Below are 25614 nucleotides of genomic sequence, written 5' to 3' on the forward strand. Positions count from 1 at the left end.
GAATTTGAAATGAAATTACGCGCGTTAGTTGTCGGCATGGGACTGTTGTGTTCATTCTCGTCGTTTGCCGCTACCGAGTTGCGATACGGGCTGGAAGCGGAATATCCGCCGTTTGAAAGCCGCAATGCGTCAGGGGAGCTGGAAGGGTTTGACGTAGAGCTGGGAAATGCCATCTGTAAAGCCGCCGCGCTGAAGTGCAGCTGGGTTGAAACCTCGTTTGATGCGTTGATCCCCGGTCTGGTGGCGAAAAAGTTCGACGCCATAAACTCGGCGATGAACATCACCGAACAGCGTCGCAAAAGCATTGATTTCACCCAGCCCATCTATCGCATTCCCTCCCAGCTGGTGGGCAAAGCCGGTTCTGCGGTAGAGGCTACCCCCGAAGGGCTGAAGGGCAAAACCATCGGCGTTCTTCAGGGTTCAATTCAGGAAACTTACGCCAAAGAGCACTGGGAAAAGCACGGTGTCACCGTGGTGTCTTATAAAGATCAGAATATGGCCTGGGGAGATCTGCTGAATGGCCGCATCGATGCCTCGCTGGTCATGTCAGCGGCCGGGCAGGCAGGTTTCCTCAGTAAGCCGCAGGGTAAAGGGTTTGGCTTTATCGGCAAACCGGTGTCGGACGACACCATCCTCGGCAGTGGGATCGGCTTTGGGCTGCGTAAGGGGGATGAGGCCACCAAAAAGCAGCTTGATGCCGCAATTGATAAAGTACGTGCCGACGGCACGATCGCTAAACTGGCTGATAAGTACTTCCCGGGTATCGATGTCAGCGTAAAATAACCGCCTCGTTGGTCCCGGCTGTTGATGTCCAGCCGGGACACTTTTATACATAACTTTACCCCTTTTTCAGGCCGTTCTGGTCGACAGAAAATATTTCTCGGTTTGTTCAGATAATCACCCGCCAACAATTGGATTCTTAACCGTTTTTGTTTAGGCTGTGCGTTCTTTCTTGCCGTCATTTCGCTGCGCGCGAAACTCATTCACACGACCATAAGGACGTTTTCTCAGGCATGAATCGCAGACGTTTTCTCAAAGGTTCCCTGGCAATGGCTGCCCTGAGCGGCACTTCTGGCCTTGCTTCTCTGTTTTCCCAGGCGGCGTATGCTGCTGACTCCGACATTGCCGACGGTCAGAGCCGTCGCTTTGACTTCTCTGTTCTGCAATCCATGGCGCACGATCTGGCGAAAACCGCGTGGGGCGGTGCGCCGCGTCCGCTGCCGGAAACGCTGGCCACCATGACGCCGCAGGCGTACAACGCCATCCGTTACGATGAGAAGCAGTCGTTGTGGAATAACATTGAAGGCCGTCAGCTGGACGCCCAGTTCTTCCATATGGGGATGGGGTTCCGCCGCCGCGTGCGCATGTTCTCGCTGGATCAAACCACCTCTCAGGCGCGTGAGATCCACTTCCGGCCTGAGCTGTTCAGCTACGGCGATACGGGCGTGGATACCCGCCAGCTTGAAGGGCAGAGCGACCTCGGCTTCGCCGGATTCCGCGTCTTTAAAGCGCCGGAGCTGGCGCGACGCGATATCGTTTCGTTCCTGGGCGCGAGCTACTTCCGCGCGGTGGATGATACCTACCAGTACGGCCTCTCTGCGCGTGGTCTGGCGGTGGATACCTTTACCGACACCCCGGAAGAGTTCCCGGATTTCACCTCCTTCTGGTTTGAAACCGTGAAGCCGGGTGATACCACCTTTACCGTCTATGCGCTGCTGGACAGCCCGAGCATTACCGGTGCCTATAAGTTTGTGATCCACTGTGAGAAGAGCCAGGTGATCATGGACGTCGAAAACCATCTCTATGCGCGCAAAGACATCAAGCAGCTCGGCATCTCGCCAATGACCAGCATGTTTAGCTGCGGCAACAACGAACGCCGCATGTGCGACACCATTCATCCGCAGATCCACGATTCAGACCGCCTGGCGATGTGGCGCGGTAACGGGGAGTGGATCTGCCGGCCGCTGAACAACCCGCAAAAGCTGCAATTTAACGCCTACCTGGATAAAAACCCGAAGGGTTTTGGTTTGTTGCAGCTTGACCGTGACTTCTCTCATTACCAGGACGTCATGGGCTGGTATAACAAGCGACCAAGCCTGTGGGTCGAGCCGCGCAACAACTGGGGGAAAGGTTCCATTGCCCTGATGGAGATCCCGACAACCGGCGAGACGCTCGATAACGTGGTCTGCTTCTGGCAGCCAGAGAAACCGGTGCAGGCGGGTGATGAGCTGGACTTCAAATACCGTCTCTACTGGAGCGCACAGCCGCCGGTGCGTTCCCCGCTGGCAAACGTCTACGCCACCCGTACCGGTATGGGAGGCTTCCCGGAGGGTTGGGCGCCGGGTGAAAATTACCCGAAAGTGTGGGCCCGTCGCTTTGCCATTGACTTCGTCGGAGGCGATCTGAAGGCCGCCGCACCGAAGGGCATTGAGCCGGTGATCACCCTGTCCAGCGGTGAAGCGAAGCAGGTGGAGATCCTCTACGTCGAGCCGTTCGACGGATATCGCATTCTGTTTGACTGGTATCCAACCTCTGACTCCACCGAGCCGGTGGATATGCGCCTGTTCCTGCGCTGTCAGGGCGATGCCATCAGCGAGACCTGGCTGTACCAGTACTTCCCGCCCGCGCCGGACAAACGTAACTACGTTGACGACCGGATCATGCGCTAGTCCTAATGGGTTTGTGCCGGGTGGCGACCCGGCCTGCTCTGGACGCATTTGTAGGCCGGGTAAGCGTTAGCGCCACCCGGCAATTAAGAGGCACCATGTCTTCAGAAATCATCCCCGTTAACCAGGAAATCGAGCTTCGCGCCGTCGAAGAGCGCTATACCACCGATCTGCATAACCTCGTAATCAAAAACAAAACCTGGCTGCAAACCGCCTTTGACTGGGCGCAGCATGTCGGCAGCGAAGAGGACACGCGCCGCAACGTGCAGAGCAACCAGATGTTGCACCAGCGCGGTTACGCCAAAATGTTCCTGATTTTTATGAATGACGAATTGGTGGGCGTGCTCTCCTTCAACGCGATCGAGCCTGCGAATAAGGCCGGGTATATCGGCTACTGGCTTGACGAGGCGCATCAGGGGCAGGGTATTCTTTCTCAGGCGCTCCAGGCGTTTATGCGCTATTACGTTGAGCGCGGCGAGATCCGCCGTTTTGTGATCAAGTGTCGCGTGGATAACCAGAGCAGTAACCGGGTGGCGCAGCGCAACGGTTTCACGCTGGAAGGTTGTTTGCGGGAAGCGGAAATGCTCAACGGTCGCTACGATGACGTGAACCTGTACGCCAGAATCTTCCCGCTATAGCGCCCCCAGCAGCGGCGTCCGGGTGATCCGCGTGTCGCCGTTGATCACTTTGGCTCCCCGGACGTGAATGCTTTCACCCTCCAGCGCCTCGATAACCGCATCGTCCGTTATTTCCACCTGATGCTCAATCAGGACATCGCCGCTGATACGCGCCCGCCCCTGAATGACCACTTTGTCATCAATCAGGATCGGCCCGCCGCGTAACCACGCCTCGCCGCCTATTAATACGTGGTGTTTAATGACGCAGTTGCCTTCGACGAGGGCGTTTTCCGCGACCTGTGAACTGTACCGCACGGTCGGGATGGCATCATCCTCCAGACCGGCCAGCAGACGGGCGTTGCCGTACACTTTGGCGCAGTCGCACACCCAGACGTTATTCAGCCCGTTGCCCTCAATAATGGCGCGATCGAACACCTCGGCGCGGTGCTCAACAAAGGCCCAGGTCACCATGGCATCGCCGTAGATTTGCGCCTGATGCACAATATGCGACTGGCTGACCGTGGCTCGGTCATAAATTTGCAGGATCTGCTCACGGTCGGGTGTCAGCCCTTTGGCTGCAATCACCAGGCTGTTATGCAGCACCCGCGCGTCACCCGCGATACGGCATTCCCCGCGTACGGTGGAGTGCTGAATGGTGACGTTGTCACTTATTACCGCCCCGTGACTCACCTCTGCCGCGTCAAGCCAGCCGTTGCCGCCAACGTGTGCGCGGTGGCTTACGATGCAGGGTTGGGTGAGGCGGGCGTTACCGGATATCCTGGCCCCGGCAAACACCACGCTGTTTTCATCGTAAACCCAGCAATCCCCGTCCTGGGCGAGCGCGTGTTCATCCTCAACCCAACCGCCTTTAGTCCCGCTGGTCACATCGTTAAAATCCTTCACGGCAATAATTTGTCTGAGAGGCGTTGTGCACGGCGTTGATCCGTCCTGCCAGCGCCAGAGACGCGTTTCATTGCTAAGCCGATATTTTGTCATCGTGTTATCCCTGAAAAGCCTTTCAATAAACGTAGCAAAGTTTTGGTTTTTCGAAGTGCTGGCGTCCGCTCAGGAAACCCCTTAAAATGGCATTTAAAATACATTTTAAAGTTTAAAAAAAATGCATAACCAAAACCAACGCGTTCTTAACTTGCCCGCCGGGTATTTCGGTATGGTCCTCGGGACCATAGGCATGGGGTTCGCCTGGCGTTACGCCGGCACCATCTGGCCGGTGACGCGCTGGCCGGGCGAGATCCTGGTGGCGCTGGCGGTGGGGATCTGGTTCCTTCTGAGCGTGGCGTTTCTTACCCGTGCGGTACGGTTTTCACATAGCGTGCTGGCCGAGATGCGGCATCCGGTAATGAGCAGTTTTGTCAGCCTGTTTCCTGCCACAACGCTGCTGGTGGCCATCGGCTTTGTGCCGTGGTATCGCCCGCTGGCGCTGGGGTTGTTTAGCGTGGGCGTGGTGATCCAGCTTGCGTATGCCGCCTGGCAAAGCGCCGGGCTGTGGCGCGGCAAGCATCCGGAAGAAGCCACGACGCCGGGACTGTATCTGCCGACGGTAGCGAACAATTTTATCAGCGCGATGGCCTGCGGTGCGCTAGGCTTCCACGACGCGGGGCTGGTGTTCCTTGGTGCCGGGGTCTTTTCCTGGCTGAGCCTGGAGCCGGTCATTTTGCAACGCCTGCGCAGCGCGGGCGAACTGCCCGCTGCCCTTCGTACCTCGCTCGGTATCCAGCTTGCGCCTGCCCTGGTGGCCTGTAGCGCCTGGTTTAGCGTCAACGGCGGCGAAGCGGACACCTTCGCCAAAATGCTATTCGGCTATGGCCTGTTGCAACTCCTGTTTATGCTGCGTCTGATGCCGTGGTATCTGTCGCAGCCGTTTAACGCGTCGTTCTGGAGCTTCTCGTTCGGGGTGTCGGCGCTGGCGACCACCGGTTTACATCTTGGGCAGAGCAGTCCGTCAGGGTTCTTTCATGCCCTCGCGGTTCCCCTGTTTATTTTCACCAACGTCATCATCGCGATGCTGCTGGTCCGTACTTTTATCTTGCTGATGCAGGGCAAACTTCTGGTGCGCGCTGATAAGGCACTGCTTATGCAATCTGAGGAAAAATAATGACTGTCGATGAAAACTACTTTACTGAGAAATATGGGCTGACCCGCACGCACTCAGAGGTGCTGCTCAGCGCGGACATTGTTAAGCCCGGTAAAACGCTCGATCTGGGTTGCGGAAATGGCCGCAACAGCCTCTACCTCGCGGCCAACGGCTATGACGTGACGGCGTGGGATAAAAACCCGATGAGCATCGATAACATCGAGCGCATTAAGGCGGCGGAAGGGATCGCGAATCTGGAAACGGCGATTAAGGATCTGAACAACCTGACCTTTGACGGCGAATACGACTTTATTCTTTCCACCGTCGTGTTGATGTTCCTCGAAGCGAATACCATCCCTGGTCTTATCGCCAATATGCAGCGTTGCACCAGACCAGGCGGCTATAACCTGATCGTTGCTGCCATGGATACGGAGGATTATCCGTGCACAGTCGGCTTCCCGTTTGCCTTCAAAACCGGTGAACTGAGCAACTACTACGAAGGCTGGGAGCTGATCAAGTACAACGAAGAGGTAGGGGAACTCCACCGTACCGATGCCAACGGGAACCGTATCAAGCTGCGCTTCGCTACCATGCTCGCACGCAAGCCCGCTTAACGCGCCGCCAGCAGACAGAGTTGCAGGGCAGTGCGACAGGAGGCCTCGAACGACGACAGCGGTAAAAACTCAAACTTCGAGTGGAAGTTATGGGCGCCGGTGAAGAAGTTCGGGGTGAGCAGGCCTTTGGCTGACAGGGCCGCTCCATCCGTGCCACCGCGCATGGGGATCGGTTTTGGGGTGATGCCGAGCGACTCCATCGCCTCGAACATCAGGTCGATCGCGCGGCGGTCTTCGCCAATCGCATTGCTGATATTGCTGTAGGTATCCTCAATGCGGTATTCCACGTTTGCCGTGGGATGCTGCGCGGCTATTTGCGCCGCCACATCGGCAATGTGCTGCTTGCGGGCGGCGAAACCATCTTTGTCAAAATCACGAATATTGGCTTTCAGTATCGCTTCGTTCTGCCCGGCCTGGATGCCGTTAAACCAGATATAACCTTCGCGCCCCTCGGTGCATTCCGGGGTTTGCCGGCGATCGAAATGGCTGATGAAATCCGTTGCCATCAGCAGCGGATTGACCAGCACCCCTTTGGCGGACATCGGGTGAGCCGTGACGCCGGTAAAGCGAATTTCAGCCGCCGCCGCGTTAAAGTTCTCGTAAACAATCTCCCCCAGCTCGCAGCAGTCGATGGTCCAGGCAAAATCAACGTCGAAGCGCTTCAAATCCAGCGCTTTCGCGCCACACAGGCCAATCTCTTCATCGGGTACAAACGCCACCACAATATCGCCATGCTTATGTTCAGCGGTGAGGTTTTCCAGCACCGTCATGACCACGGTGACGGCCGCTTTATTATCTGCGCCTAATACGCTGGTTCCGTCGCTGAAAATAATCTCCTCATCAGGATAAGCCAGAATTTCCGGGTGCTCATTTACGCGCAGCCAAATATCTTTCTCTTTATACAGGCAGAGATCATCCCCCGTAAACGTTAATATTTGTGGATGAATATCCGGGGATAAACCGACGTCGACGGTGTCGATATGGGTAATAAAACCAATCCGCGGCGCGCCGGGAACATTGCCTTTTTTCACGGCGGTAACGGTGGCGAACTCATCTATCACAATATCGTCTAACCCCAGCGTTTCCAGCTCCTTCGCCAGCTCCCGCGCCATGTCGTGCTGGCCCGGGGTGGAGGGCAGGGTTTTGACTTTCGGGTCGCTCTGGCTGGTGATGGCGAGATAGCGGAAAAAGCGTTGGGTTAATTGTCTGGAGAGTTCTGAGCCCATAGTGTTTCCTTCTGTATTTATTTTTCATGTGTTTGCGCCATCACTTTAATGTTATTTATGAAATGGCAAAAGAAGTAATTAGCCGTCGAATTAAAAAGACAGGAATAAATGATGAAAAGCACATTCACAATGATAACGCTGGCGCTTGCTGCGCTGACGGTCAGTTCCACCGTCGCGGCAAAAACGCTGGTGTATTGCTCCGAAGGATCGCCGGAAAATTTCAATCCTCAGCTCTATACGTCGGGGACCAGCGTGGACGCCAGCGCCGTACCGGTTTATAACCGTCTGGTCGATTTCAAACCGGGCACTACCGAACTGGTGCCGAGCCTGGCGGAAAGCTGGGAGGTAAGCGAGGATGGCAAGATCTACACCTTCCACCTGCGCAAAGGGGTGAAATTCCACAGTAATAAGCTGTTCACGCCGACGCGCGACTTCAACGCGGACGACGTGATTTTCTCGTTTATGCGCCAGAAAGATGTGAATCATCCCTACCATAACGTCTCCAACGGCAGTTATTCCAACTTCGAAAGTCTGGAGTTCGGCAGTCTGATTACCACCATTGATAAAGTTGACGATCGCACCGTGCGCTTCACCCTGGCGCATCCGGAAGCGCCGTTTGTCGCTGACCTGGCGTGGTACTTTGCCTCCATTCTGTCGGCGGAGTATGCCGATGCCATGCTGAAAGCGGGCACGCCAGAAAAGGTCGATATGCAGCCGATTGGCACCGGGCCGTTTAAGCTGGCGCAATATCAGAAGGATTCCCGCATCCTCTTCACCGCTTTCCCTGACTACTGGCAGGGAAAATCGAAGCTGGATCGTCTGGTGTTCACCATCACGCCGGACGCCTCGGTGCGTTTTGCCAAAGTCGAGAAGAATGAGTGCCAGGTGATGCCGTTCCCGAACCCGGCGGACCTGCCGCGTATGAAGGCTAACAAAGACATCAACCTGATGAGCAAGGCCGGTCTGAATACCGGTTTCCTGGCGTTTAACACGCAAAAGCCACCGCTGGATAACGTAAAAGTGCGTCAGGCGCTGGCGATGGCGATTAACAAACCCGCCATCATTGAGGCGGTGTTCCACGGCACCGGCACGGCGGCGAAAAACCTGCTGCCGCCTGGCGTCTGGAGTGCCGACAGCGAGCTGAAAGACTACGATTACGATCCAGAAAAAGCGAAAGCACTGCTAAAGGAGGCGGGATTTGCCAACGGCGTAAGCATCGATCTGTGGGCCATGCCCGTGCAGCGGCCGTATAACCCGAACGCGAAGCGTATGGCGGAGATGATCCAGGCGGACTGGGCGAAAGTGGGCGTGCAGACCAAAATCGTGACCTACGAATGGGGCGAATACCTGAAGCGCGTGAAGGGCGGGGAGCATCAGGCCGCACTGATGGGCTGGACAACGGCGACGGGCGATCCGGATAACTTCTTCGGCCCGCTGTTTACCTGTACGTCCGCCAACGGCGGGTCGAACTCGGCCAAATGGTGCTATAAGCCGTTTGATAACCTGATTGCCGAAGCTAAATCGATAACCGATCGCGAAAAACGCGTGGCGCTGTACAAGCAGGCGCAGCAGATGATGCACGATCAAATGCCGGCGGTAATGATTGCCCACTCGACGATTTTTGAGCCAGTCCGTAAAGAGGTCACGGGCTATGAAATCGATCCCTTCGGCAAGCACCTGTTCTGGCAAGTGGACCTTAAGGAGTAATTTTTCACTGCCCGGTTTCGGTCGGGCAGTTTTTTCGCTATTTGTGCTGTCTTCGTCATTTTTTGCCACAACACATCGCCCGGTTTTTTGTTATAACTTCAAGTGCATACTTGCAGATAACATGGAATACCATCATGCGTACTCACACTTTTTTTAAAGTTGCAGTGCTTTCTGGTCTGTTGGCCCTTTCCGGCTGTGCGTCAAAAGTCGCAGCCCCCGATCAATATTCAGGCTTTTTAAAAGATTACTCCGGCTTGCAGGAGATGAAATCTGCAACCGGGAAGCCAACCCTGCGTTGGGTTGACCCGTCCTATAATGAGGCGAATTACGACAGCATTATCTGGACGCCGATAACCTATTATCCGACGCCAAAACCGACCACTCAGCTTGGGCAAAAAACGCTTGATGAGCTGTTGAATTATACCAATACCAAACTGAAAACCGCGATTGGCCAGCGTAAGCCGATTGTGACGACGCCGGGCAAACATAGCCTGATCTTCCGCGGCGCCATCACGGGTGTGAGCTCAGACAAAGAAGGTTTGCAGTTCTATGAAGTGGTGCCTGTGGCGCTGCTGGTTGCGGGTACGCAGATGGCAACGGGCCATCGTACCATGGATACGCATCTGTTCTTCGAAGGTGAGTTAATCGATGCGGCCACGAACAAACCAGTGATTAAGGTTGTTCGTAAGGGTGAAGGGAAAGGGCTGGCGAACGAGAATACGCCAATGGGCTTCGGCACCCTGAAGCAGGTTGTGGATGACATGGCGACGGATGCCACCATGTTTGATGTTCATCAGACAGCAAATTAATAAAAAATGGCCTGCATTTTCGCAGGCCGTTTTTTTATGCCGTCCGCAGGCGGCGGAACCAGGTTTCTGGCTTCGTAAACATCACCATATTCCCGCCCAGTATCAACAGCAGGCCGACGATCCCATTGAGATGCCACACGTAACCCTCGTACACCGTTGAAATCGACAGCGCCACCAGCGGGAACAGCAGGGTGCTGTACGCGGCTTTACCGGGACCAATGCGGCCTACCAGCGTAAAGTAGGCGCCGAAGGCAATCACCGAGCCAAACAGCGCAAGATAGAGCAGCGCCCCCATATAGCTCACCGTCCATTCCGGCATAAAGCTATCGCCCCTGAAGAGCGCGATAAGGCCCATCACGACGGTGCCATACAGCATCGCCCAGGCGTTGGTGGTCATGGTTTCCAGCCCGTTTCGTTGATGACGCATGCTGATCATATTCCCCAGCGAGAAGCCGTAGGTGCCGAGGGCGGAAAGCCCGATGCCCGTAAGCAACGACGCGCTCCAGCCGCTGGCGAGCAGATCGTTCCAGAAAAGGGTAATGATCCCGATAAGCCCTAGCGCTGCCGCCGTCCAGAAGCGTGCGGGTGGGCGCTGGCCGAAGAAGATAAAGCTGTTGATGGCGTTATACAGCACGGCCATCGAGAAAATCACCGACTCAAGGCCGGTATTGATATGGGCGGCGGCGGTGTAAAAGCACCAGAAGTTGAAACAGAAAACGCAGCAGCCCTGAAGCATGCAGTAGAGATGATCCCGCAGCGCCAGCCTGCGCAGGCGGCGAAGGGCGACCAGGACGATCATCATCGTGGCGCTGGCCACGGCGAAGCGCCAGAAAATGGAGACCGGCGCTGCAACCGGCCCCTGTTGCAAAAAAATGGCGATCCAGGTCGTGCCCCAGATCACAACGACCAGCCCATAGAGTAATGCGTTCATGGTGTCTCTCTTCTCATACCGCGAAAAACGACAGTGTGGCGAAAGAAGGGGGGGCCGGCTTTCATCGTCTTGCGCCGGACTTGCAAATTCTTGCGCTTTTTTCTCGCACAATGGCTGGTAACAGGCTGCAACACTTCTTAGACTGACAGTCTGATTAATCACCTGTTTACGGCCATGTCTCTCGTTTACGACACCTTTGAAACGTTACGCCAACAAAATGCAGTGCTGCGGGAAACCGTCGCGCTCAATACTGGCATTCAACTGGCGGCGTGGTACAACAAGCACGACACGATCACGGTGAAAAGCAACCATCACACCCTTAGCCTGTACGTGGCGGATGGCTATGAAAGCTATCAAAAAACGCCGGGTGGCTGGAAAAATGGTGGCGGGCCGGACCGTTTTTGTCTGATGCCGGAAGAGAGCGAATCCACGTGGGATATTCGTGACGACCTGTCGTTTGTGCACCTCTACTGCACCGATGAACACCTGCGGGACGTGGGGGAGAAAATCTGGGATAAACGACCGCTATCGCTGACGCTGGAGGAAAAAATCTTCGGCAGCGATCCGAAAATCACCGCCCTTTATCGCCAGTTTTTGCTCGGCTGCGACTGGCAGCAAAACGCCAATCAGCTCACCCTGAGCACCGCGTCGACCTTATTGCTGACGCATTTGGTCCAGCACTATTCCAGCGTACAGTGGAAGCTGCCGGTAGTGACCGGCGGGTTATCACCGTTTGTACTGCGCAACGTGCTGGCCTTTATCGAGGAAAACCTTGCACAACCCTTAACCCTGGCGGAACTGGCGGGCCAGGCCGCACTCAGTGAGTATCACTTTGCGCGGATGTTCCGCCAGTCGATGGGGCTGGCGCCGCATCAGTATGTCATGCAGCGCCGCATGGAGAAGGCCAAAGCGCTGGTGCAGCACACGACCACGCCGCTCACCGACATCGCGCTGGCCTGCGGATTTAACTCCGCCAGCCATTTCAGTAACCGTTTTCGCAGCATGACCGGCATTACGCCGTCACAGCTACGCGCGGCGAAGGCGTGAGAAGACGGCGTAACAGATCCCTCCCAGCACCAGCCCCCAGAAGGCGGAGCCAATTCCCAGGAGCGTGACGCCGCTGGCGGTCATCAGGAAGGTAACGATCGCCGCGTCGCGTTCTGCTCCATGGTTCAGTGCCTGATACAAACTCCCGCTGATAGTGCCGAGCAGGGCCAGCCCGGCCAGCGTCTGGATGCCGCTCAGCGGCAGGGCGGCCATCAGCCCGGAAATCGACCCGCCGAACACCCCCGCCAGCAGATAAAACCCGCCTGCCGCCGCCGCGGCCAGCCAGCGTTTACTGGCATCCGGATGGGCGTCCGGGCTCTGGCAGATGGCGGCAGTGATGGCGGCGATGCATATAGAATAAACGCCGAAGGGGGACAACAGCAGTGCCAGCCCGCCGGTGGCAACGATCAGCGGTGAGACCGCCAGCGGATAGCCCGATGCCTGCATGGTGGCGAAGCCGGGCGCATTCTGCGACGCCATAGTCACCAGGAAGAAGGGTAAGCCGATGCTGAGCAGGCTGGTAAAGGTGAACGCAGGGGCAATGAATTCCGGCATGATGACCGATAACGTCATCCTGTTCGTGACAACGTCACCTCCGGCCCATGCCACGAACACGCCCACCAGCAGCGTGGCGACAATGGCGTACCGGGGCGCTACGGCTTTGGTCACCAGCCAGGCGGCCAGCATACTGCCGCAAAGAAAAATGTGTCCCTCAAGATTGCTGAATGCCTTCAGGCCAAACTGTAACAGCACGCCCGCCAGCATAGCGGCGGCAAGCGAGTGCGGGATTAGTTTCATCAACCGGGCAAACAGGCCGGTGACGCCGCACAGCAGAATCAGCGCATTCGCGAATATAAATACCCCGATGGTTTCCGCCAGCGTCACGCCTTGCAGGCTGGTGGCGAGCAGCGCCGCGCCGGGAGTCGACCAGGCGGTCAGCACGGGGGCTTTATACCACCACGACAATGCCAGCGTGCTGATCCCCATCCCGAGCCCTAGCGCGGTCATCCATCCGGCAATTTGCTGTGTACTGGCGCCAGCCGCCGCAGCCGCCTGCCAGATAATGGCGGCAGAGCTGGCATAGCCCACCAGAACGGCAACAAAACCGGCCAGCACGGCAGGAAAGAGAGAGGCAGTCGATCGCATGGATACTCCGTTGTGCGTTATAACGTCCGGGATAAGGTATCACTGTGCGCTATAGCGTACAAGTGGTATGCTTTGCCGCAACGGGAGGAACTATGGATATCACTCAACACCTGGCAACCACACTGAAAGCGCTGCGTCAGGCGCGGGGCTGGAGCCTGTCGAAACTGGCGGAAGAGACGGGCGTGTCGAAAGCGATGCTTGGGCAAATCGAACGCAATGAGTCCAGCCCGACGGTCTCTACTTTGTGGAAAATCGCCACCGGGCTGAACGTACCTTTTTCGGCGTTTATCACTCCAGAAAGCGAACCGCAGGCGGTGTTCGATCCGCAGCAGCAGGCGATGGTGGTGAAACCGCTTTTCCCCTGGGATGAACAGCTTAAGTTCGACCATTTCTCCATCACCCTGTCGCCCGGCGCGCTGAGTGAGTCCACGCCGCACGAAGCCGGGGTGATCGAGCACGTGGTAGTGATAAGCGGTGAGCTGGACATGCAGATTGACGGTGTCTGGCGCACGCTATACGCTGATTCCGGCGTGCGTTTTGCCGGCGATAAACCGCACGCGTACCGTAACAGCAGCGCCCGGACGGTGCATTTTCACTCTCTGATCCATTATCCCCGCTAAAGCGTCGCAAAACGGTTTCACTGGCACAGACTTCTGACTACAATAGCCGCCATTTTGACCATAACGGATAACGACGAAGTATGCGCCTGCACTCCCATCATCTTGAACTGCTAAGCCCGGCCCGCGACGCCGCCATTGCCCGTGAAGCAATTCTTCACGGAGCAGATGCCGTCTACATTGGCGGCCCTGGCTTCGGTGCCCGTCATAACGCCAGCAACAGCCTGCGCGACATTGCCGAGCTGGTCCCGTTCGCCCACCGTTTCGGGGCGAAGGTGTTCGTGACCCTGAACACCATTCTTCATGATGATGAGCTTGAGCCCGCGCAGCGTCTTATTACCGATCTCTACCAGACCGGCGTTGACGCCCTGATCGTTCAGGATATGGGCGTTCTGGAACTGGATATCCCGCCGATTGAGCTGCATGCCAGCACCCAGTGCGATATCCGCACCGTTGAGAAGGCGAAGTTTCTTTCGGACGTCGGGTTTACGCAAATTGTTCTGGCGCGCGAGCTGAACCTGAACCAGATCCGCGATATCCACCAGGCGACCGACGCGACCATTGAATTCTTTATCCACGGTGCGCTGTGTGTGGCGTATTCCGGGCAGTGTAATATCTCTCACGCCCAGACGGGGCGCAGCGCGAACCGGGGCGACTGCTCTCAGGCCTGCCGTCTGCCGTATACCCTGAAAGACGATCAGGGCCGCGTGGTGGCATTCGAAAAACACCTGCTGTCGATGAAAGATAACGATCAAACGGCCAACCTCGGCGCGCTGATCGATGCCGGTGTACGCTCCTTCAAAATTGAAGGGCGCTACAAGGACATGAGCTACGTGAAAAATATCACCGCCCATTATCGTCAGATGCTGGATGCCATCATCGACGATCGCGGTGACCTGGCGCGCGCGTCCGCCGGTCGTACAGAGCATTTCTTTATTCCGTCGACGGACAAGACCTTCCACCGCGGCAGCACGGACTATTTCGTGAATGCGCGTAAAGGGGATATTGGCGCGTTCGATTCACCGAAGTTTATCGGTTTACCGGTGGGTGAAGTGCTGAAAGTGGCGAAAGATCATCTTGACGTTCAGGTTACAGAGCCGCTGGCGAACGGCGATGGTCTCAACGTGATGATCAAACGTGAAGTAGTGGGTTTCCGCGCCAATACGGTGGAGAAAACCGGCGAAAATCGCTATCGCGTCTGGCCGAACGAAATGCCTGCCGATCTCTACAAAGCCCGTCCTAATGCGGCGCTTAACCGTAACCTGGATCACAACTGGCAGCAGGCCTTGCTCAAGACCTCCAGCGAGCGCCGCATTGCGGTGGATATCGCGCTGGGGGGCTGGGAAGAGCAGCTGATCCTGACCATGACCTGCGAAGACGGTATCAGCGTGACGCATACGCTCGACGGCCTGTTCGAGGTGGCGAACAATGCGGAGAAAGCGCTTAGCAACCTCAAGGATGGCGTGGCGAAGCTGGGGCAGACCATTTATTACGCGCGCAATATTGAGGTGAATCTGCCGGACGCGCTGTTCGTGCCGAACAGCCTGCTGAACCAGTTCCGCCGTGAAACGGCAGAGATGCTGGATGAAGCACGTCTGGCAAACTATCCGCGCGGCAGCCGTAAGGCCGAAGCGGTGCCTGCGCCGGTCTACCCGGACACGCATCTCTCGTTCCTCGCGAACGTTTACAACCACAAAGCGCGTGCGTTTTACCATCGTCACGGCGTGCAGCTGATTGACGCCGCGTATGAAGCGCATGAAGAGAAGGGCGATGTGCCGGTGATGATCACCAAACACTGCCTGCGGTTTGCCTTTAACCTTTGTCCGAAACAGGCGAAAGGCAATATTAAAAGCTGGAAAGCGACGCCGATGCAGCTGGTGAATGGCGATGAAGTGCTGACGCTGAAGTTTGACTGCCGTCCGTGTGAAATGCACGTTATCGGCAAGATGAAGAATCACATCTTCAAAATGCCGCCGCCGGGAAGCATTGTGGCCTCCGTCAGCCCTGACGATTTGATGAAGACCCTGCCGAAGCGTAAAGGCAGCTAACCCGCAGAGTGGGTATCCGGTTTGCGCGATTTCTGCCAGGCATGGTGCTCGCGCAACCCCTCCGCAGACTCCTCAGCCGCGCTGCGTAACTCGTCGCTGTCAGCTTCATGACGAAGCTGATGGTCGGCGTTTTTCACATACACAAATTCATGCCCTTTGTGCTCCGCCATAATCTGCCCTGAGAACAGGGCGCTAATCACCAGCAGTAGCGAAAATTCTTTTCTGAACATCCTTTATCCCCTGAAAATACGCTACGGTCATCGTAGGGATAATTTCATAGAGTAATTATTCGACTGTTTAAATTTGAGAAAATAGACTGTCAAAAATTGTGGTCGCAATAAAACTCACTTAAGACTATTCTTAAAAGCAATATCGCCGTTGTAAACTCCCATTTCTGGTATGCAAAGAGAAGCTAGATTTATTGGGAAATCATTTACAATAAGATTTTTCTGGCTAAGGATTGGATCGAATAAATGAAAAAAATAATCGTGCTATCACTTCTGGGCGTAGTGGTTGCGGTGGGTGCTGCGGCCAGCATCTATTCAAATGAAGAACCAGAATATATTCAGTCAGCAAAAAGCCGTGTCGGATCGTATTTAACCAGCGATTACGGCCGTGTCGAATGTAATAGCATCCAGGTAAGTGAAGATCGCTGGGAGCTGGGCTGTACCAATAAGGCGAGGGGCAAAACCTTCCAGTTCGCCGTTTACCCATCCGAGCAGGCGCCGTATGGGGTCTCTCGTGCGTTTTATCTCGAAGCGATTAATGATGATGCCCGCCAGAGTGCAGAGCAGGGGCTGATGCGTTATCTGCAAATTAATACCAAAGCGGGTTAATCGATTCGTTTATGCTTCGTTGAGGCTCACAGTGGTAGATTGCAGATGATCCACATCCCGGTATGGAATACCGGAGCGTAGATACCAAAATACAAATCTATCCATGCAAGCATTTACCGCCAGATTATGGCGGTTTTTTTTTGCCCGTTTATCGTACCGGCTGTGAAAATTGTTTGCGATATTGCGCGGGCGAAAGCGCAAATTGCTGCCGGAAATGGTGGCGCAGCGTGCCGCTTTGTCCAAAACCGGTTTGTTCCGCAATATTGTCGATGCTGAGCCGACTGTTTTCGAGGTAATCTTTTGCCCGCTGCAATCGTGCAGTTAATAACCAGCGCGCGGGCGTTGTTCCGGTCGCGTCCTGGAAACGGCGCAGAAAGGTGCGCTGACTCATACCCACCCGCAGGGCCAGCGATTCGACGGTATGGGAAACGGCCAGATGCTGGTGAAGATAATCAAACAGCTGGCCCAGGCGCTGGCTCTCCCGCAACTGAGCCACCGGTCGGCTAAGCTGCTGGGTTTGCGAGCCGTCCCGATGGGGCGGGATCACCAGCCGACGCGCTACGCGGTTTGCCGCTTCAATACCGTAATTCCGGCGCACCACGTGCAGGCACAGATCAATCCCCGCGGCGCTGCCTGCGGAAGTGAGAATATCGCCTTCGTCCTGGTACAGCACATCCTCAACCACGGTGATAGCGGGATAGCCTGCTTTCAGAGCTTGCGTGTAGCGCCAGTGGGTGGTTGCCTTCCGCCCGTCAAGCAGGCCTGAGGCTGCCAGAACGAAAACGCCAGAACAGATTGAGAGTAGCTGGCAGCCGCGGGCATGCGCCGCACGGAGCGCCTGGCAGAGCGCGTCGGGTACGGGTTCGTCCAGCCCTCGCCAGCCGGGTACGACAACCAGATCCGCCGTCTCCAGCAGACGCAGATCGCCATCGGCCAGAATACGGATCCCGCCCGTTGCCCGGAGCTCACCTTCATCCACGCTCGCCACGGCGAACTGATACCAGTCCTCACCCATCTCCGGGCGCGGCAAGCCAAAGATCTCTACCGCCACGCCAAACTCAAAGGTACATAAACCGTCATATGCCAGCACGACCGCGCGCGGCGAGGGATGTCTTAAATTTGTCATCTTTTTGCTGTTTTCTGGCATAGGCGGACGCATTCATGGGCTGAATTAAGGGATAAAGTAGTGTTAACACAAACACCACAAATGAGGAAGATTCATGAGCTATGTTACTGAATTTCCGGCTGCTGAGCCGCAGGAAGCCGTGGGGCATTTCCTGCGTCGTCTGAGCGTCGAGACGGACTGCGCCGATGTCCATCACGCGGTATCCAGCGGTGACCAGGACTTTGTTCTGCTGCACGTTGTCGGAAAACCTGAACATTTTGCCCGGCGGCATCTGCCCGGCGCGCTGCATTTACCCTGGAGCCAGATCACCGCCGAGCGGATGAAAGCGTGGCCAGAGGGCACGCTGTTTGTCGTCTATTGTGCAGGCCCGCACTGCAACGGGGCGGACAGGGCGGCGCTGAAGCTGGCGCGTCTGGGTCTGCCGGTCAAGATTATGCTCGGGGGCATCACCGGCTGGGAAGATGAGCGGTTCGCGTTTGCAGGATCTTCATCACCCGCCCTGTGAACATGAATTTATTTCAACACAGATGAAATTTTCTCGTTTGTCGGCGGCGAGCCGGTATGACATCTTTTCAGGACGTTTAGACATCCAGAAGTCTAAAGATTCAAGAGATGAATTATCACTGTGGGCAATTAACGCCGACAGACAGAGGAGATTTCCATGCAGCGACACCACGCCCCGTACCGCGCCGATGTAGTCGGCAGTTTTTTACGCCCGGATTCTGTTAAACAGGCCCGTCTGCAATTTGCCAGCGGTGAGATCGATGCCGGTCAGCTTCGCGCGGTTGAGGACGAGGCCATTCGCCATGTTGTCGAGCAGCAGTGCGCCTGCGGTCTGCATGTGGTAACGGACGGTGAATTCCGCCGCGCCTGGTGGCACTTTGACTTCTTTGACGGGCTACAGGGCGTAGAGCGTTATGATTCGCAGCAGGGCATTCAGTTCAACGGGGTGCAGACCAAAGCCCATGGCGTGCGCGTTACGGGCAAACTGGGCTTCGGCGATCATCCTATGCTGGAAGATTTCCGCTACCTCAAAAGCATCAGCGGTAACGCACAGCCGAAGATGACCATTCCGAGCCCGAGCGTGCTGCACTTCCGCGGTGGCCGCAAGGATATTGATGCCACGGTATACCCGGATCTGAAAGATTACTTTGACGATCTGGCGACCACCTGGCGCGATGCCATTCGGGCCTTTTACGATGCAGGCTGCCGCTATCTGCAACTGGATGACACCGTCTGGGCCTACCTTTGTTCAGAAGACCAGCGCCGGCAGATCCGCGAGCGCGGTGATGATGCAGACGAACTTGCCCGAACCTATGCCCGGGTGCTGAATAAGGCGCTGGAGGGCAAACCGGACGATCTGACCATCGGGCTACACGTCTGCCGCGGCAACTTCCGCTCAACCTGGATTTCCGAAGGCGGCTATGAGCCGGTGGCGGAGGTGCTGTTCGGTACGGTGAACGTCGACGCGTTCTTCCTGGAGTACGACAACGACCGTAGCGGCGACTTTGCGCCACTGCGTTTTGTGCGCCCGGGTAAACAGCAGGTGGTTCTGGGGCTAATCACCACCAAGCACGGTGAACTGGAGAACCCGGAAGGGGTGAAAGCGCGTCTGGAAGAGGCCGCGCGCTACGTGGCGAAAGAGCAGATTTGCCTCAGCCCACAGTGCGGATTTGCCTCCACGGAAGAGGGTAACAGCCTGAGCGAAGCCCAGCAGTGGGATAAAGTTCGCCTGGTGACGCAAATCGCCAGCGACGTCTGGTAACATCGTTCACAGCGCTGCATTATTACAGTGCAGCGCTGTACCATTCTGAGTCGTTTCCCGTAGATCCTCTCTTCGAACCCGTTTAAATCCTGCCTCTGCAACCTGGCACCCTTTTTGCTCTCCTGAAACTGACGTTACTTTTTCTGCGTCCGGGCGGTAACGGACGTCTTCGCACAGCTTTCTTTTTCAGGAGTGAAAATATGCACCGTCGTACCTTTATAAAAGCGTTCGCCTTGTCCGCCTCCGTGGTCGCCATGGGGGTCAGTTTTGGCGTCCAGGCCGCAGAGACCATTAAAGTCGGGATCATGCACTCACTCTCCGGCACGATGGCCATTTCAGAAACGCCCCTGAAAGATGTCGCCCTGATGACCATCGACGAAATCAACGCCAAAGGCGGCGTGCTCGGGAAAAAGCTGGAGCCGGTGGTGGTTGACCCGGCATCCAACTGGCCGCTGTTTGCAGAAAAGGCCCGCCAGCTTCTGAGCCAGGATAAGGTCGCCGTGGTGTTTGGCTGCTGGACCTCCGTATCGCGTAAATCAGTTCTGCCGGTTTTTGATGAGCTGAACGGTTTGCTGTTCTATCCGGTGCAGTATGAAGGTGAAGAGATGTCACCTAACGTCTTCTATACCGGCGCGGCGCCAAACCAGCAGGCGATCCCGGCGGTGGAGTACCTGATGAGCGAGGACGGCGGCAGCGCGAAACGCTTCTTCCTGCTGGGAACGGACTACGTTTACCCGCGCACCACGAACAAGATCCTGCGCGCCTTCCTGCACTCGAAAGGCGTGGAAGATAAAGATATTGAAGAGGTCTACACCCCGTTTGGTCATAGCGATTACCAGACCATCGTCGCCAGTATCAAGAAATTCTCCGCGGGTGGTAAAACGGCAGTGGTCTCCACCATCAACGGTGATTCCAACGTGCCTTTCTATAAAGAGCTGGCGAACCAGGGGCTGAAAGCCACGGACGTGCCGGTGGTGGCGTTCTCGGTGGGCGAGGAAGAACTGCGCGGCATTGATACCAAACCGCTGGTGGGTAACCTGGCGGCGTGGAACTACTTTGAATCCGTCGATAACCCGACCAACCAGACCTTTGTCGCGGCCTACAAAGCCTACGCGAAAGCCCATAAGCTGCCGAATGCCGATACCGTCGTCACCAACGATCCGATGGAAGCGACCTATGTCGGCCTGCATATGTGGGCGCAGGCGGTTGAAAAAGCGGGGACAACCGACGTGGACAAAGTGCGCGCGGCAATGGCGGGCCAGTCGTTCAACGCGCCGTCCGGCTTTACGCTGACCATGGATGCCACCAACCACCACCTGCATAAGCCCGTCATGATTGGTGAAATCGAAGGCAACGGCCAGTTCAATGTCGTCTGGCAAACCGAACAGCCGGTACGCGCTCAGCCGTGGAGCCCGTTTATCGCCGGGAATGACAAAAAACCTGACCAGCCGATGAAAACCGCCAGCAACTAAGCCACCACCAGGGAGAGACGTCATGAACGCCATGCGCATAATTATTGCGATTGTGTGGCTTACCGGACTGCTGCCAGGGATGGTGCAGGCATCGGATGCCGATGATTTCGTTGCCGCTAGCCGCAGCCAGCAGACCGCTATGCTGACCCGCTGGGCAGCCACGCCGGAACCTGCACGTTTGCCGCTGCTTAAAGCGCTGCAACAGGAGAACCTCTACACCGACAGCCAGAAGAAGGCTTTTACCCGCATCGACGGCGAAATGGTTGCCCTGGGCGCGGCAAAGAGCGCCGAAGGAACGACCAAAGCCGTGCGGCTGACCAACCGGCTGCGCGTGTTAACCGTCACGGCGCTGGCGACGCATCAGCTTGTCAGTGACAGTGTCACCGAAAGGCGTCATGCCGCGCGGCAACTTCAGCGTGACGCCCAGCCGGATATGCTCGGGTTTCTGCAACAGCGGGCTAACCGCGAAACGGATGACGTCACCCGACAGTCGCTGAGGCTGGCGCTGGCAAATCTTCAGCTGGCGAGTCCGCAGGCGGAAACGCGCCTCAACGCGGTTGAACTGTTGGGACAGTCTGACGATCCGGATGTTCAGGCCACGCTGACGCCGTTCACCCGGGCGCAAACCGAGCCGGACGCACGGGTACGTGCCGCCGCCGCTGAGAGCCTGGACCGTATTCAGCACCGGCTGATGTGGGGCGAACTGCTGGGGCAGGCCTTCATGGGCCTGTCGTTGGGGTCGGTACTCTTGCTGGCCGCGCTCGGGCTGGCTATCACCTATGGTCTGCTGGGGGTGATTAACATGGCCCACGGCGAAATGCTGATGCTCGGGGCGTATGCCACCTGGATGGTGCAGCAGGTTATGGCGCAGTGGATGCCTCAGTGGCTGGCGCTTTATCCGGTGGTGGCGTTGCCGGTGGCGTTTTGCCTGACGGCAGGTATCGGGATGGTGCTGGAGCGCACGGTGATCCGCCATCTGTATGGCCGCCCGCTGGAAACCCTGCTCGCCACCTGGGGGATCAGCCTGATGCTTATCCAGCTGGTGCGCATGACCTTTGGCGCCCAGAACCTTGAGGTCGCAAACCCGGCCTGGCTGTCCGGCGGGGTGCAGGTTTTCGCCAACCTGACGCTACCGTGGAACCGCATTGTGGTGCTCGGGTTTGTGCTGATGGTGCTGTTCTTCACCTGGCTCATTCTGAATAAAACGCGTCTGGGGCTGAACGTGCGGGCGGTGACGCAAAACCGCAGCATGGCGGCCTGCTGCGGCGTCCCCACCGGACGGGTAGATATGCTGGCGTTTGGCCTCGGGTCCGGCATTGCCGGGCTGGGCGGCGTGGCATTGTCCCAACTGGGGAACGTGGGACCGGAGCTGGGCCAGGGATACATCATTGATTCGTTCCTGGTGGTGGTGCTCGGCGGCGTCGGCCAGCTGGCCGGTAGCGTCGCGGCGGCCTTTGGTCTGGGGATCTTCAATAAAATTCTTGAACCGCAGATGGGTGCCGTGCTGGGCAAAATCCTGATTCTGGTGGCGATCATTCTGTTTATTCAGAAACGTCCGCAGGGGTTATTCGCACTTAAAGGGAGGGTGACAGACTGATGAGCCAGCCATTGGCCTTAACACTGGCGCGCAGGGCACCGCGCTCCACGCAAATCTTCGGCAGTCTGCTGGTTGCGGCGCTGCTGGTGCTGCCTTTTCTCGCGCTGTTGCCCGCAACGCATCCGCTGGCCGTTTCTACGTGGATGTTGACGCTCATCGGCAAGATCCTCTGCTACGCAGTTGTCGCCGTGGCCCTCGATCTGGTCTGGGGCTATGCCGGTATGCTCTCACTGGGGCACGGCATATTCTTCGCCCTGGGCGGCTATGCGATGGGCATGTACCTGATGCGCCAGGCGGCCGGGGACGGGCTGCCCGCGTTTATGTCGTTTCTCTCGTGGAGCGAGCTGCCCTGGTTCTGGTGGGGAACGCAGCATTTTGCATGGGCTCTGGTGTTAATTGTGACGATCCCCGGCCTGCTGGCGCTGGTCTTCGGCTGGTTTGCTTTTCGCTCGAAGATCAAAGGGGTCTATTTCTCCATCATGACCCAGGCGCTGACCTACGCGGGCATGCTGCTGTTCTTTCGCAACGAAACCGGCTTTGGCGGCAATAACGGCTTTACCGGTTTTACCACGCTGCTCGGGTTTTCCGTCACGGCGACCACCACGCGGATCGCGCTGTTTCTCGCAACGGTCGTGCTGCTGCTTCTGGCCCTGGGCACAGGCTACGCGCTGGCGAAGAGTAAATTTGGCCGCATTTTAACGGCGGTGCGCGATGCGGAAAACCGTCTCACGTTCTGCGGCTACGATCCGCGCGGTTTCAAGCTGCTGGTCTGGACTCTTTCCGCCGTGCTGTGTGGCCTGGCGGGAGCGCTGTACGTTCCGCAGGTGGGCATTATCAACCCGGGTGAAATGTCGCCGACCAACTCGATTGAAGCGGCCATCTGGGTAGCGCTGGGTGGACGCGGCACTCTGGTGGGCCCGGTGATTGGCGCGGCGCTGGTCAACGGTGCGAAGAGCTTTTTCACCGTGGCGATGCCGGAGTACTGGCAGCTGTTTCTGGGGCTGATTTTCATCGCCGTGACGCTGTTTTTACCGCGCGGCGTGTTCGGTCTGTTTCGTAAGGGAGAGAATTAATGCAGCCCTCTGAAGGACTCTTTACCCGCCAGCTACCGGGCGACCGTTACCGCGAGCAGACCGATCCGGTGTTGCAGCTCGAGGCCATTAACGTCAGTTTCGACGGTTTTCAGGCGTTGACCGATCTCTCGCTGAACATCGGCGTCGGAGAATTGCGCTGCATCATTGGCCCTAATGGCGCCGGTAAAACCACGCTGATGGACGTGATTACCGGCAAAACCCGGCCAAAAAGCGGGAAAGCTATTTACGATCAGTCCATCGATCTGACTGCCCTGGAACCGGCGGCCATCGCCCGTCAGGGCATTGGCCGTAAGTTCCAGAAGCCGACCGTGTTTGAAGCGCTGACCGTAGGGGAAAACCTCGAAATCGCCATGAAAGCCGACAGGTCCGTCTGGGCGAGCCTGCGGGCCACGCTCAGCGGCGAGCAGCGCGACCGCATTGATGAGATGCTGGTTTTGCTGCGGCTTGGCAGCGAGCGCGATCGCCGTGCCGGGCTGCTTTCCCACGGACAGAAGCAGTTTCTGGAGATCGGCATGCTGCTGGTGCAGGACCCGCACCTGTTACTGCTGGACGAACCCGCCGCCGGTATGACCGACGCAGAGACGGAATACACTGCCGAGCTGTTCCGCACCCTGGCAGGCAAGCATTCGCTGATGGTGGTTGAGCACGATATGGGCTTCGTCGAGACCATCGCCGACCACGTCACGGTGCTGCATCAGGGGCGGGTACTGGCGGAAGGTTCGCTTCGCGAGGTACAGGCCAATGAACAGGTAATTGACGTCTATCTGGGACGTTAAGGAGAGGTGATGTTACAGGTTAGCGAACTGAATCAGTACTACGGCGGAAGTCATATTCTGCGCGGGGTGAGCTTTGAGGCGGTCGTCGGGGAAGTTACCTGCCTGCTGGGGCGCAACGGGGTGGGCAAAACCACGCTGCTGAGGTGCCTGATGGGGCTGATCCCGGTGAAAGGCGGGGAGGTGGTCTGGCAGGGAAAGAGCATCACTCACAGTAAACCGCACCAGCGGGTGCAGTCCGGCGTGGCCTATGTTCCGCAGGGGCGGGAGATTTTTCCGCGTCTGACCGTAGAAGAAAACCTGCTGATGGGGCTGTCACGCTTCTCCGCGGGAAACGCAAGGAGCGTACCGGAGGAGATTTGGCAGCTTTTCCCGGTGCTGAAGGAGATGAAGCACCGACGCGGAGGCGATCTTTCCGGTGGTCAGCAGCAGCAGCTGGCGATAGGTCGCGCGCTGGCGAGCCGTCCACGGTTACTGATTCTGGATGAACCCACGGAAGGTATTCAGCCGTCGGTGATTAAAGAGATTGGGCAGGTGATCCGCAGCCTGGCGAACCGGGGGGATATGGCCATCCTGCTGGTGGAGCAGTTTTATGATTTTGCGGCAGAGCTGGCCGACAGCTATCTGGTGATGTCGCGCGGCAGCATCGTCCAGCAGGGGCGCGGGGAGAACATGGAGCAGGAGGGCGTTCGCGGGCTGGTTGCGATCTGAAATGTTATAATATAACATCCTCATTCTTATAAAACGGAATGAGGATTTTGCTGTGGCTGCACAACTTGCAAAAATTGCGCTGACTCTGGGAACGCTGCTGGTAAGCGGCTCGCTTTTTGCCCATTCGCACGGTCATCAGATGACAGAGGCGGAACAGAAGGCGGCAAACGGCGTCTTTGAGGATAAAGACGTCAGGGACAGGAAGCTGTCTGACTGGGACGGGACCTGGCAGTCCGTTTATCCGTTCCTGCTTGATGGTTCGCTGGATCCGGTTTTCGAAAAGAAAGCGCAGAAGGGAGAAAAATCCGCTGCCGAGGTGAAGGCCTACTACCGTAAGGGGTACGCGACGGACGTGGACGCCATCGGCATTGAAAACAACGTGATGGAATTCCACCGAGGCAAAACGGTGAGCAGCTGCCGCTACGACTACAGCGGCTACAAAATTCTGACCTATGCGTCGGGGAAAAAAGGCGTGCGCTACCTGTTTGAATGCAAGGATAACGCGAGCCAGGCGCCTAAGTTTGTGCAGTTCAGCGACCATATCATCGGGCCGAAAGCCTCTTCACACTTCCATATCTTTATGGGCAACACCTCCCACGAGGCGCTGCTGAAAGAGATGGATAACTGGCCGACCTACTACCCGAATGAGATGTACAAAGAGCAGGTGGTGGAGGAGATGTTGCACCACTAGGGTGTTGGTTTTGCCGGGTGACGGCTTCG

25 protein-coding genes are annotated in these 25614 nt (G+C 57.0%); 19 read left to right on the forward strand and 6 right to left on the reverse strand.

Annotated elements, in window-relative coordinates; all coding sequences use genetic code 11:
• The first annotated feature begins 9 nt into the window (after positions 1-9).
• The 3 genes from ACQG1Y_RS11510 to rimL all read left to right on the forward strand — a co-directional run bounded on the left by ACQG1Y_RS11510 (position 10) and on the right by rimL (position 3304).
• A complete protein-coding gene (locus ACQG1Y_RS11510; RefSeq protein WP_003857237.1) occupies positions 10-783 on the forward strand; it encodes an ABC transporter substrate-binding protein in 774 nt (257 codons plus the stop codon).
• A gap of 230 nt (positions 784-1013) precedes the next feature.
• Positions 1014-2669, forward strand: coding sequence for a glucan biosynthesis protein D (locus ACQG1Y_RS11515; RefSeq protein ID WP_017384001.1), 1656 nt, complete (start codon positions 1014-1016; stop codon positions 2667-2669).
• 95 nt (positions 2670-2764) lie between these two features.
• Entirely contained in the window at positions 2765-3304 is a 540-nt protein-coding gene (gene rimL / locus ACQG1Y_RS11520) for a 50S ribosomal protein L7/L12-serine acetyltransferase (RefSeq protein WP_032653529.1), read from the forward strand.
• On the opposite strand, the gene ydcK is transcribed toward rimL, so the two are convergent.
• On the reverse strand, positions 3299-4279 hold the full coding sequence (ydcK, locus tag ACQG1Y_RS11525) for a YdcK family protein (protein WP_047741293.1): 981 nt from the start codon (positions 4277-4279) through the stop codon (positions 3299-3301). The two genes, rimL and ydcK, sit on opposite strands and share 6 nt — an antisense overlap.
• 121 nt (positions 4280-4400) lie before the next feature.
• Between ydcK and tehA the strand changes: the two genes are divergently transcribed.
• Complete coding sequence (tehA, locus tag ACQG1Y_RS11530) at positions 4401-5396, forward strand: dicarboxylate transporter/tellurite-resistance protein TehA (protein ID WP_047733368.1); 996 nt, start codon at positions 4401-4403, stop codon at positions 5394-5396.
• Positions 5396-5989, forward strand: a complete 594-nt coding sequence (gene tehB / locus ACQG1Y_RS11535) for a tellurite resistance methyltransferase TehB (protein WP_015570555.1) — start codon at positions 5396-5398, stop codon at positions 5987-5989. The genes tehA and tehB overlap by 1 nt, the downstream gene beginning before the upstream one ends.
• On the opposite strand, the gene pepT is transcribed toward tehB, so the two are convergent.
• Positions 5986-7215 carry a peptidase T gene (gene pepT, locus ACQG1Y_RS11540; RefSeq protein WP_368740421.1) on the reverse strand — a complete coding sequence of 410 codons (1230 nt, stop codon included), beginning with the start codon at positions 7213-7215 and terminating at the stop codon, positions 5986-5988. The genes tehB and pepT overlap by 4 nt on opposite strands.
• 111 nt (positions 7216-7326) lie before the next feature.
• On the opposite strand from pepT, the gene ACQG1Y_RS11545 reads away from it, so the two are divergent.
• Both ACQG1Y_RS11545 and ACQG1Y_RS11550 read left to right on the forward strand, forming a co-directional pair.
• Positions 7327-8922, forward strand: coding sequence for an ABC transporter substrate-binding protein (locus ACQG1Y_RS11545; protein WP_426737168.1), 1596 nt, complete (start codon positions 7327-7329; stop codon positions 8920-8922).
• Positions 8923-9056: 134 nt separating this feature from the next.
• Positions 9057-9731, forward strand: a complete 675-nt coding sequence (locus tag ACQG1Y_RS11550) for a DUF3313 domain-containing protein (protein WP_368740420.1) — start codon at positions 9057-9059, stop codon at positions 9729-9731.
• 34 nt (positions 9732-9765) lie between these two features.
• Here ACQG1Y_RS11550 and ACQG1Y_RS11555 read toward each other — a convergent pair whose 3' ends face one another.
• On the reverse strand, positions 9766-10662 hold the full coding sequence (locus tag ACQG1Y_RS11555) for a DMT family transporter (RefSeq protein WP_023303719.1): 897 nt from the start codon (positions 10660-10662) through the stop codon (positions 9766-9768).
• 174 nt (positions 10663-10836) lie between these two features.
• Between ACQG1Y_RS11555 and ACQG1Y_RS11560 the strand changes: the two genes are divergently transcribed.
• On the forward strand, positions 10837-11709 hold the full coding sequence (locus tag ACQG1Y_RS11560) for a helix-turn-helix domain-containing protein (RefSeq protein ID WP_006810606.1): 873 nt from the start codon (positions 10837-10839) through the stop codon (positions 11707-11709).
• Here ACQG1Y_RS11560 and ACQG1Y_RS11565 read toward each other — a convergent pair.
• Positions 11689-12855, reverse strand: a complete 1167-nt coding sequence (locus ACQG1Y_RS11565; RefSeq protein WP_032671132.1) for a benzoate/H(+) symporter BenE family transporter — start codon at positions 12853-12855, stop codon at positions 11689-11691. The genes ACQG1Y_RS11560 and ACQG1Y_RS11565 overlap by 21 nt on opposite strands.
• A 92-nt stretch (positions 12856-12947) precedes the next feature.
• On the opposite strand from ACQG1Y_RS11565, the gene ACQG1Y_RS11570 reads away from it, so the two are divergent.
• Positions 12948-13475, forward strand: coding sequence for a helix-turn-helix domain-containing protein (locus ACQG1Y_RS11570; RefSeq protein ID WP_015570550.1), 528 nt, complete (start codon positions 12948-12950; stop codon positions 13473-13475).
• 80 nt (positions 13476-13555) lie between these two features.
• The gene (locus ACQG1Y_RS11575; protein WP_062932696.1) at positions 13556-15520 is read left to right on the forward strand and encodes a peptidase U32 family protein; all 1965 of its coding nucleotides are present in this window, start codon (positions 13556-13558) and stop codon (positions 15518-15520) included.
• Here ACQG1Y_RS11575 and ACQG1Y_RS11580 read toward each other — a convergent pair.
• Positions 15517-15750, reverse strand: a complete 234-nt coding sequence (locus ACQG1Y_RS11580; RefSeq protein ID WP_015570548.1) for a DUF2554 family protein — start codon at positions 15748-15750, stop codon at positions 15517-15519. The genes ACQG1Y_RS11575 and ACQG1Y_RS11580 overlap by 4 nt on opposite strands.
• A 243-nt stretch (positions 15751-15993) precedes the next feature.
• Here ACQG1Y_RS11580 and ACQG1Y_RS11585 point away from each other — a divergent pair, with 243 nt between their 5' ends.
• Positions 15994-16356 carry a hypothetical protein gene (locus tag ACQG1Y_RS11585; RefSeq protein ID WP_414234711.1) on the forward strand — a complete coding sequence of 121 codons (363 nt, stop codon included), beginning with the start codon at positions 15994-15996 and terminating at the stop codon, positions 16354-16356.
• A 148-nt stretch (positions 16357-16504) separates the two neighbouring features.
• Here the strand turns inward: ACQG1Y_RS11585 and ftrA are convergent, their stop codons facing one another.
• The gene (gene ftrA / locus ACQG1Y_RS11590) at positions 16505-17503 is read right to left on the reverse strand and encodes a transcriptional regulator FtrA (RefSeq protein ID WP_332999084.1); all 999 of its coding nucleotides are present in this window, start codon (positions 17501-17503) and stop codon (positions 16505-16507) included.
• 73 nt (positions 17504-17576) lie between these two features.
• On the opposite strand from ftrA, the gene ACQG1Y_RS11595 reads away from it, so the two are divergent.
• The 8 genes from ACQG1Y_RS11595 (at position 17577) to zinT (ending at position 25585) form a co-directional block, all read left to right on the forward strand.
• Positions 17577-17987: a rhodanese-like domain-containing protein gene (locus tag ACQG1Y_RS11595; protein WP_047741290.1), complete on the forward strand. Its 411-nt coding sequence runs from the start codon at positions 17577-17579 to the stop codon at positions 17985-17987.
• A gap of 156 nt (positions 17988-18143) precedes the next feature.
• On the forward strand, positions 18144-19247 hold the full coding sequence (locus tag ACQG1Y_RS11600) for a cobalamin-independent methionine synthase II family protein (RefSeq protein WP_015570545.1): 1104 nt from the start codon (positions 18144-18146) through the stop codon (positions 19245-19247).
• A 200-nt stretch (positions 19248-19447) separates the two neighbouring features.
• Positions 19448-20719 (forward strand): urea ABC transporter substrate-binding protein, encoded by a 1272-nt coding sequence (gene urtA / locus ACQG1Y_RS11605; RefSeq protein WP_368740419.1) that lies wholly within the window; start codon positions 19448-19450, stop codon positions 20717-20719.
• A 22-nt stretch (positions 20720-20741) separates the two neighbouring features.
• Entirely contained in the window at positions 20742-22316 is a 1575-nt protein-coding gene (gene urtB / locus ACQG1Y_RS11610; RefSeq protein ID WP_015570543.1) for an urea ABC transporter permease subunit UrtB, read from the forward strand.
• The gene (urtC, locus tag ACQG1Y_RS11615; protein ID WP_032671136.1) at positions 22316-23389 is read left to right on the forward strand and encodes an urea ABC transporter permease subunit UrtC; all 1074 of its coding nucleotides are present in this window, start codon (positions 22316-22318) and stop codon (positions 23387-23389) included. Before urtB ends, urtC begins: the two co-directional genes overlap by 1 nt.
• On the forward strand, positions 23389-24186 hold the full coding sequence (gene urtD / locus ACQG1Y_RS11620; RefSeq protein ID WP_015570541.1) for an urea ABC transporter ATP-binding protein UrtD: 798 nt from the start codon (positions 23389-23391) through the stop codon (positions 24184-24186). Before urtC ends, urtD begins: the two co-directional genes overlap by 1 nt.
• 9 nt (positions 24187-24195) lie before the next feature.
• Positions 24196-24894, forward strand: a complete 699-nt coding sequence (gene urtE / locus ACQG1Y_RS11625; RefSeq protein ID WP_032103021.1) for an urea ABC transporter ATP-binding subunit UrtE — start codon at positions 24196-24198, stop codon at positions 24892-24894.
• Between the two features lie 52 nt (positions 24895-24946).
• Positions 24947-25585, forward strand: coding sequence for a metal-binding protein ZinT (gene zinT / locus ACQG1Y_RS11630; RefSeq protein ID WP_017693437.1), 639 nt, complete (start codon positions 24947-24949; stop codon positions 25583-25585).
• Positions 25586-25614 lie beyond the last annotated feature (29 nt).

Source organism: Enterobacter cloacae complex sp. 397G4, from assembly GCF_050031515.1.
In the GTDB taxonomy this organism is placed as follows: Bacteria; Pseudomonadota; Gammaproteobacteria; order Enterobacterales; family Enterobacteriaceae; genus Enterobacter; species Enterobacter hormaechei_C.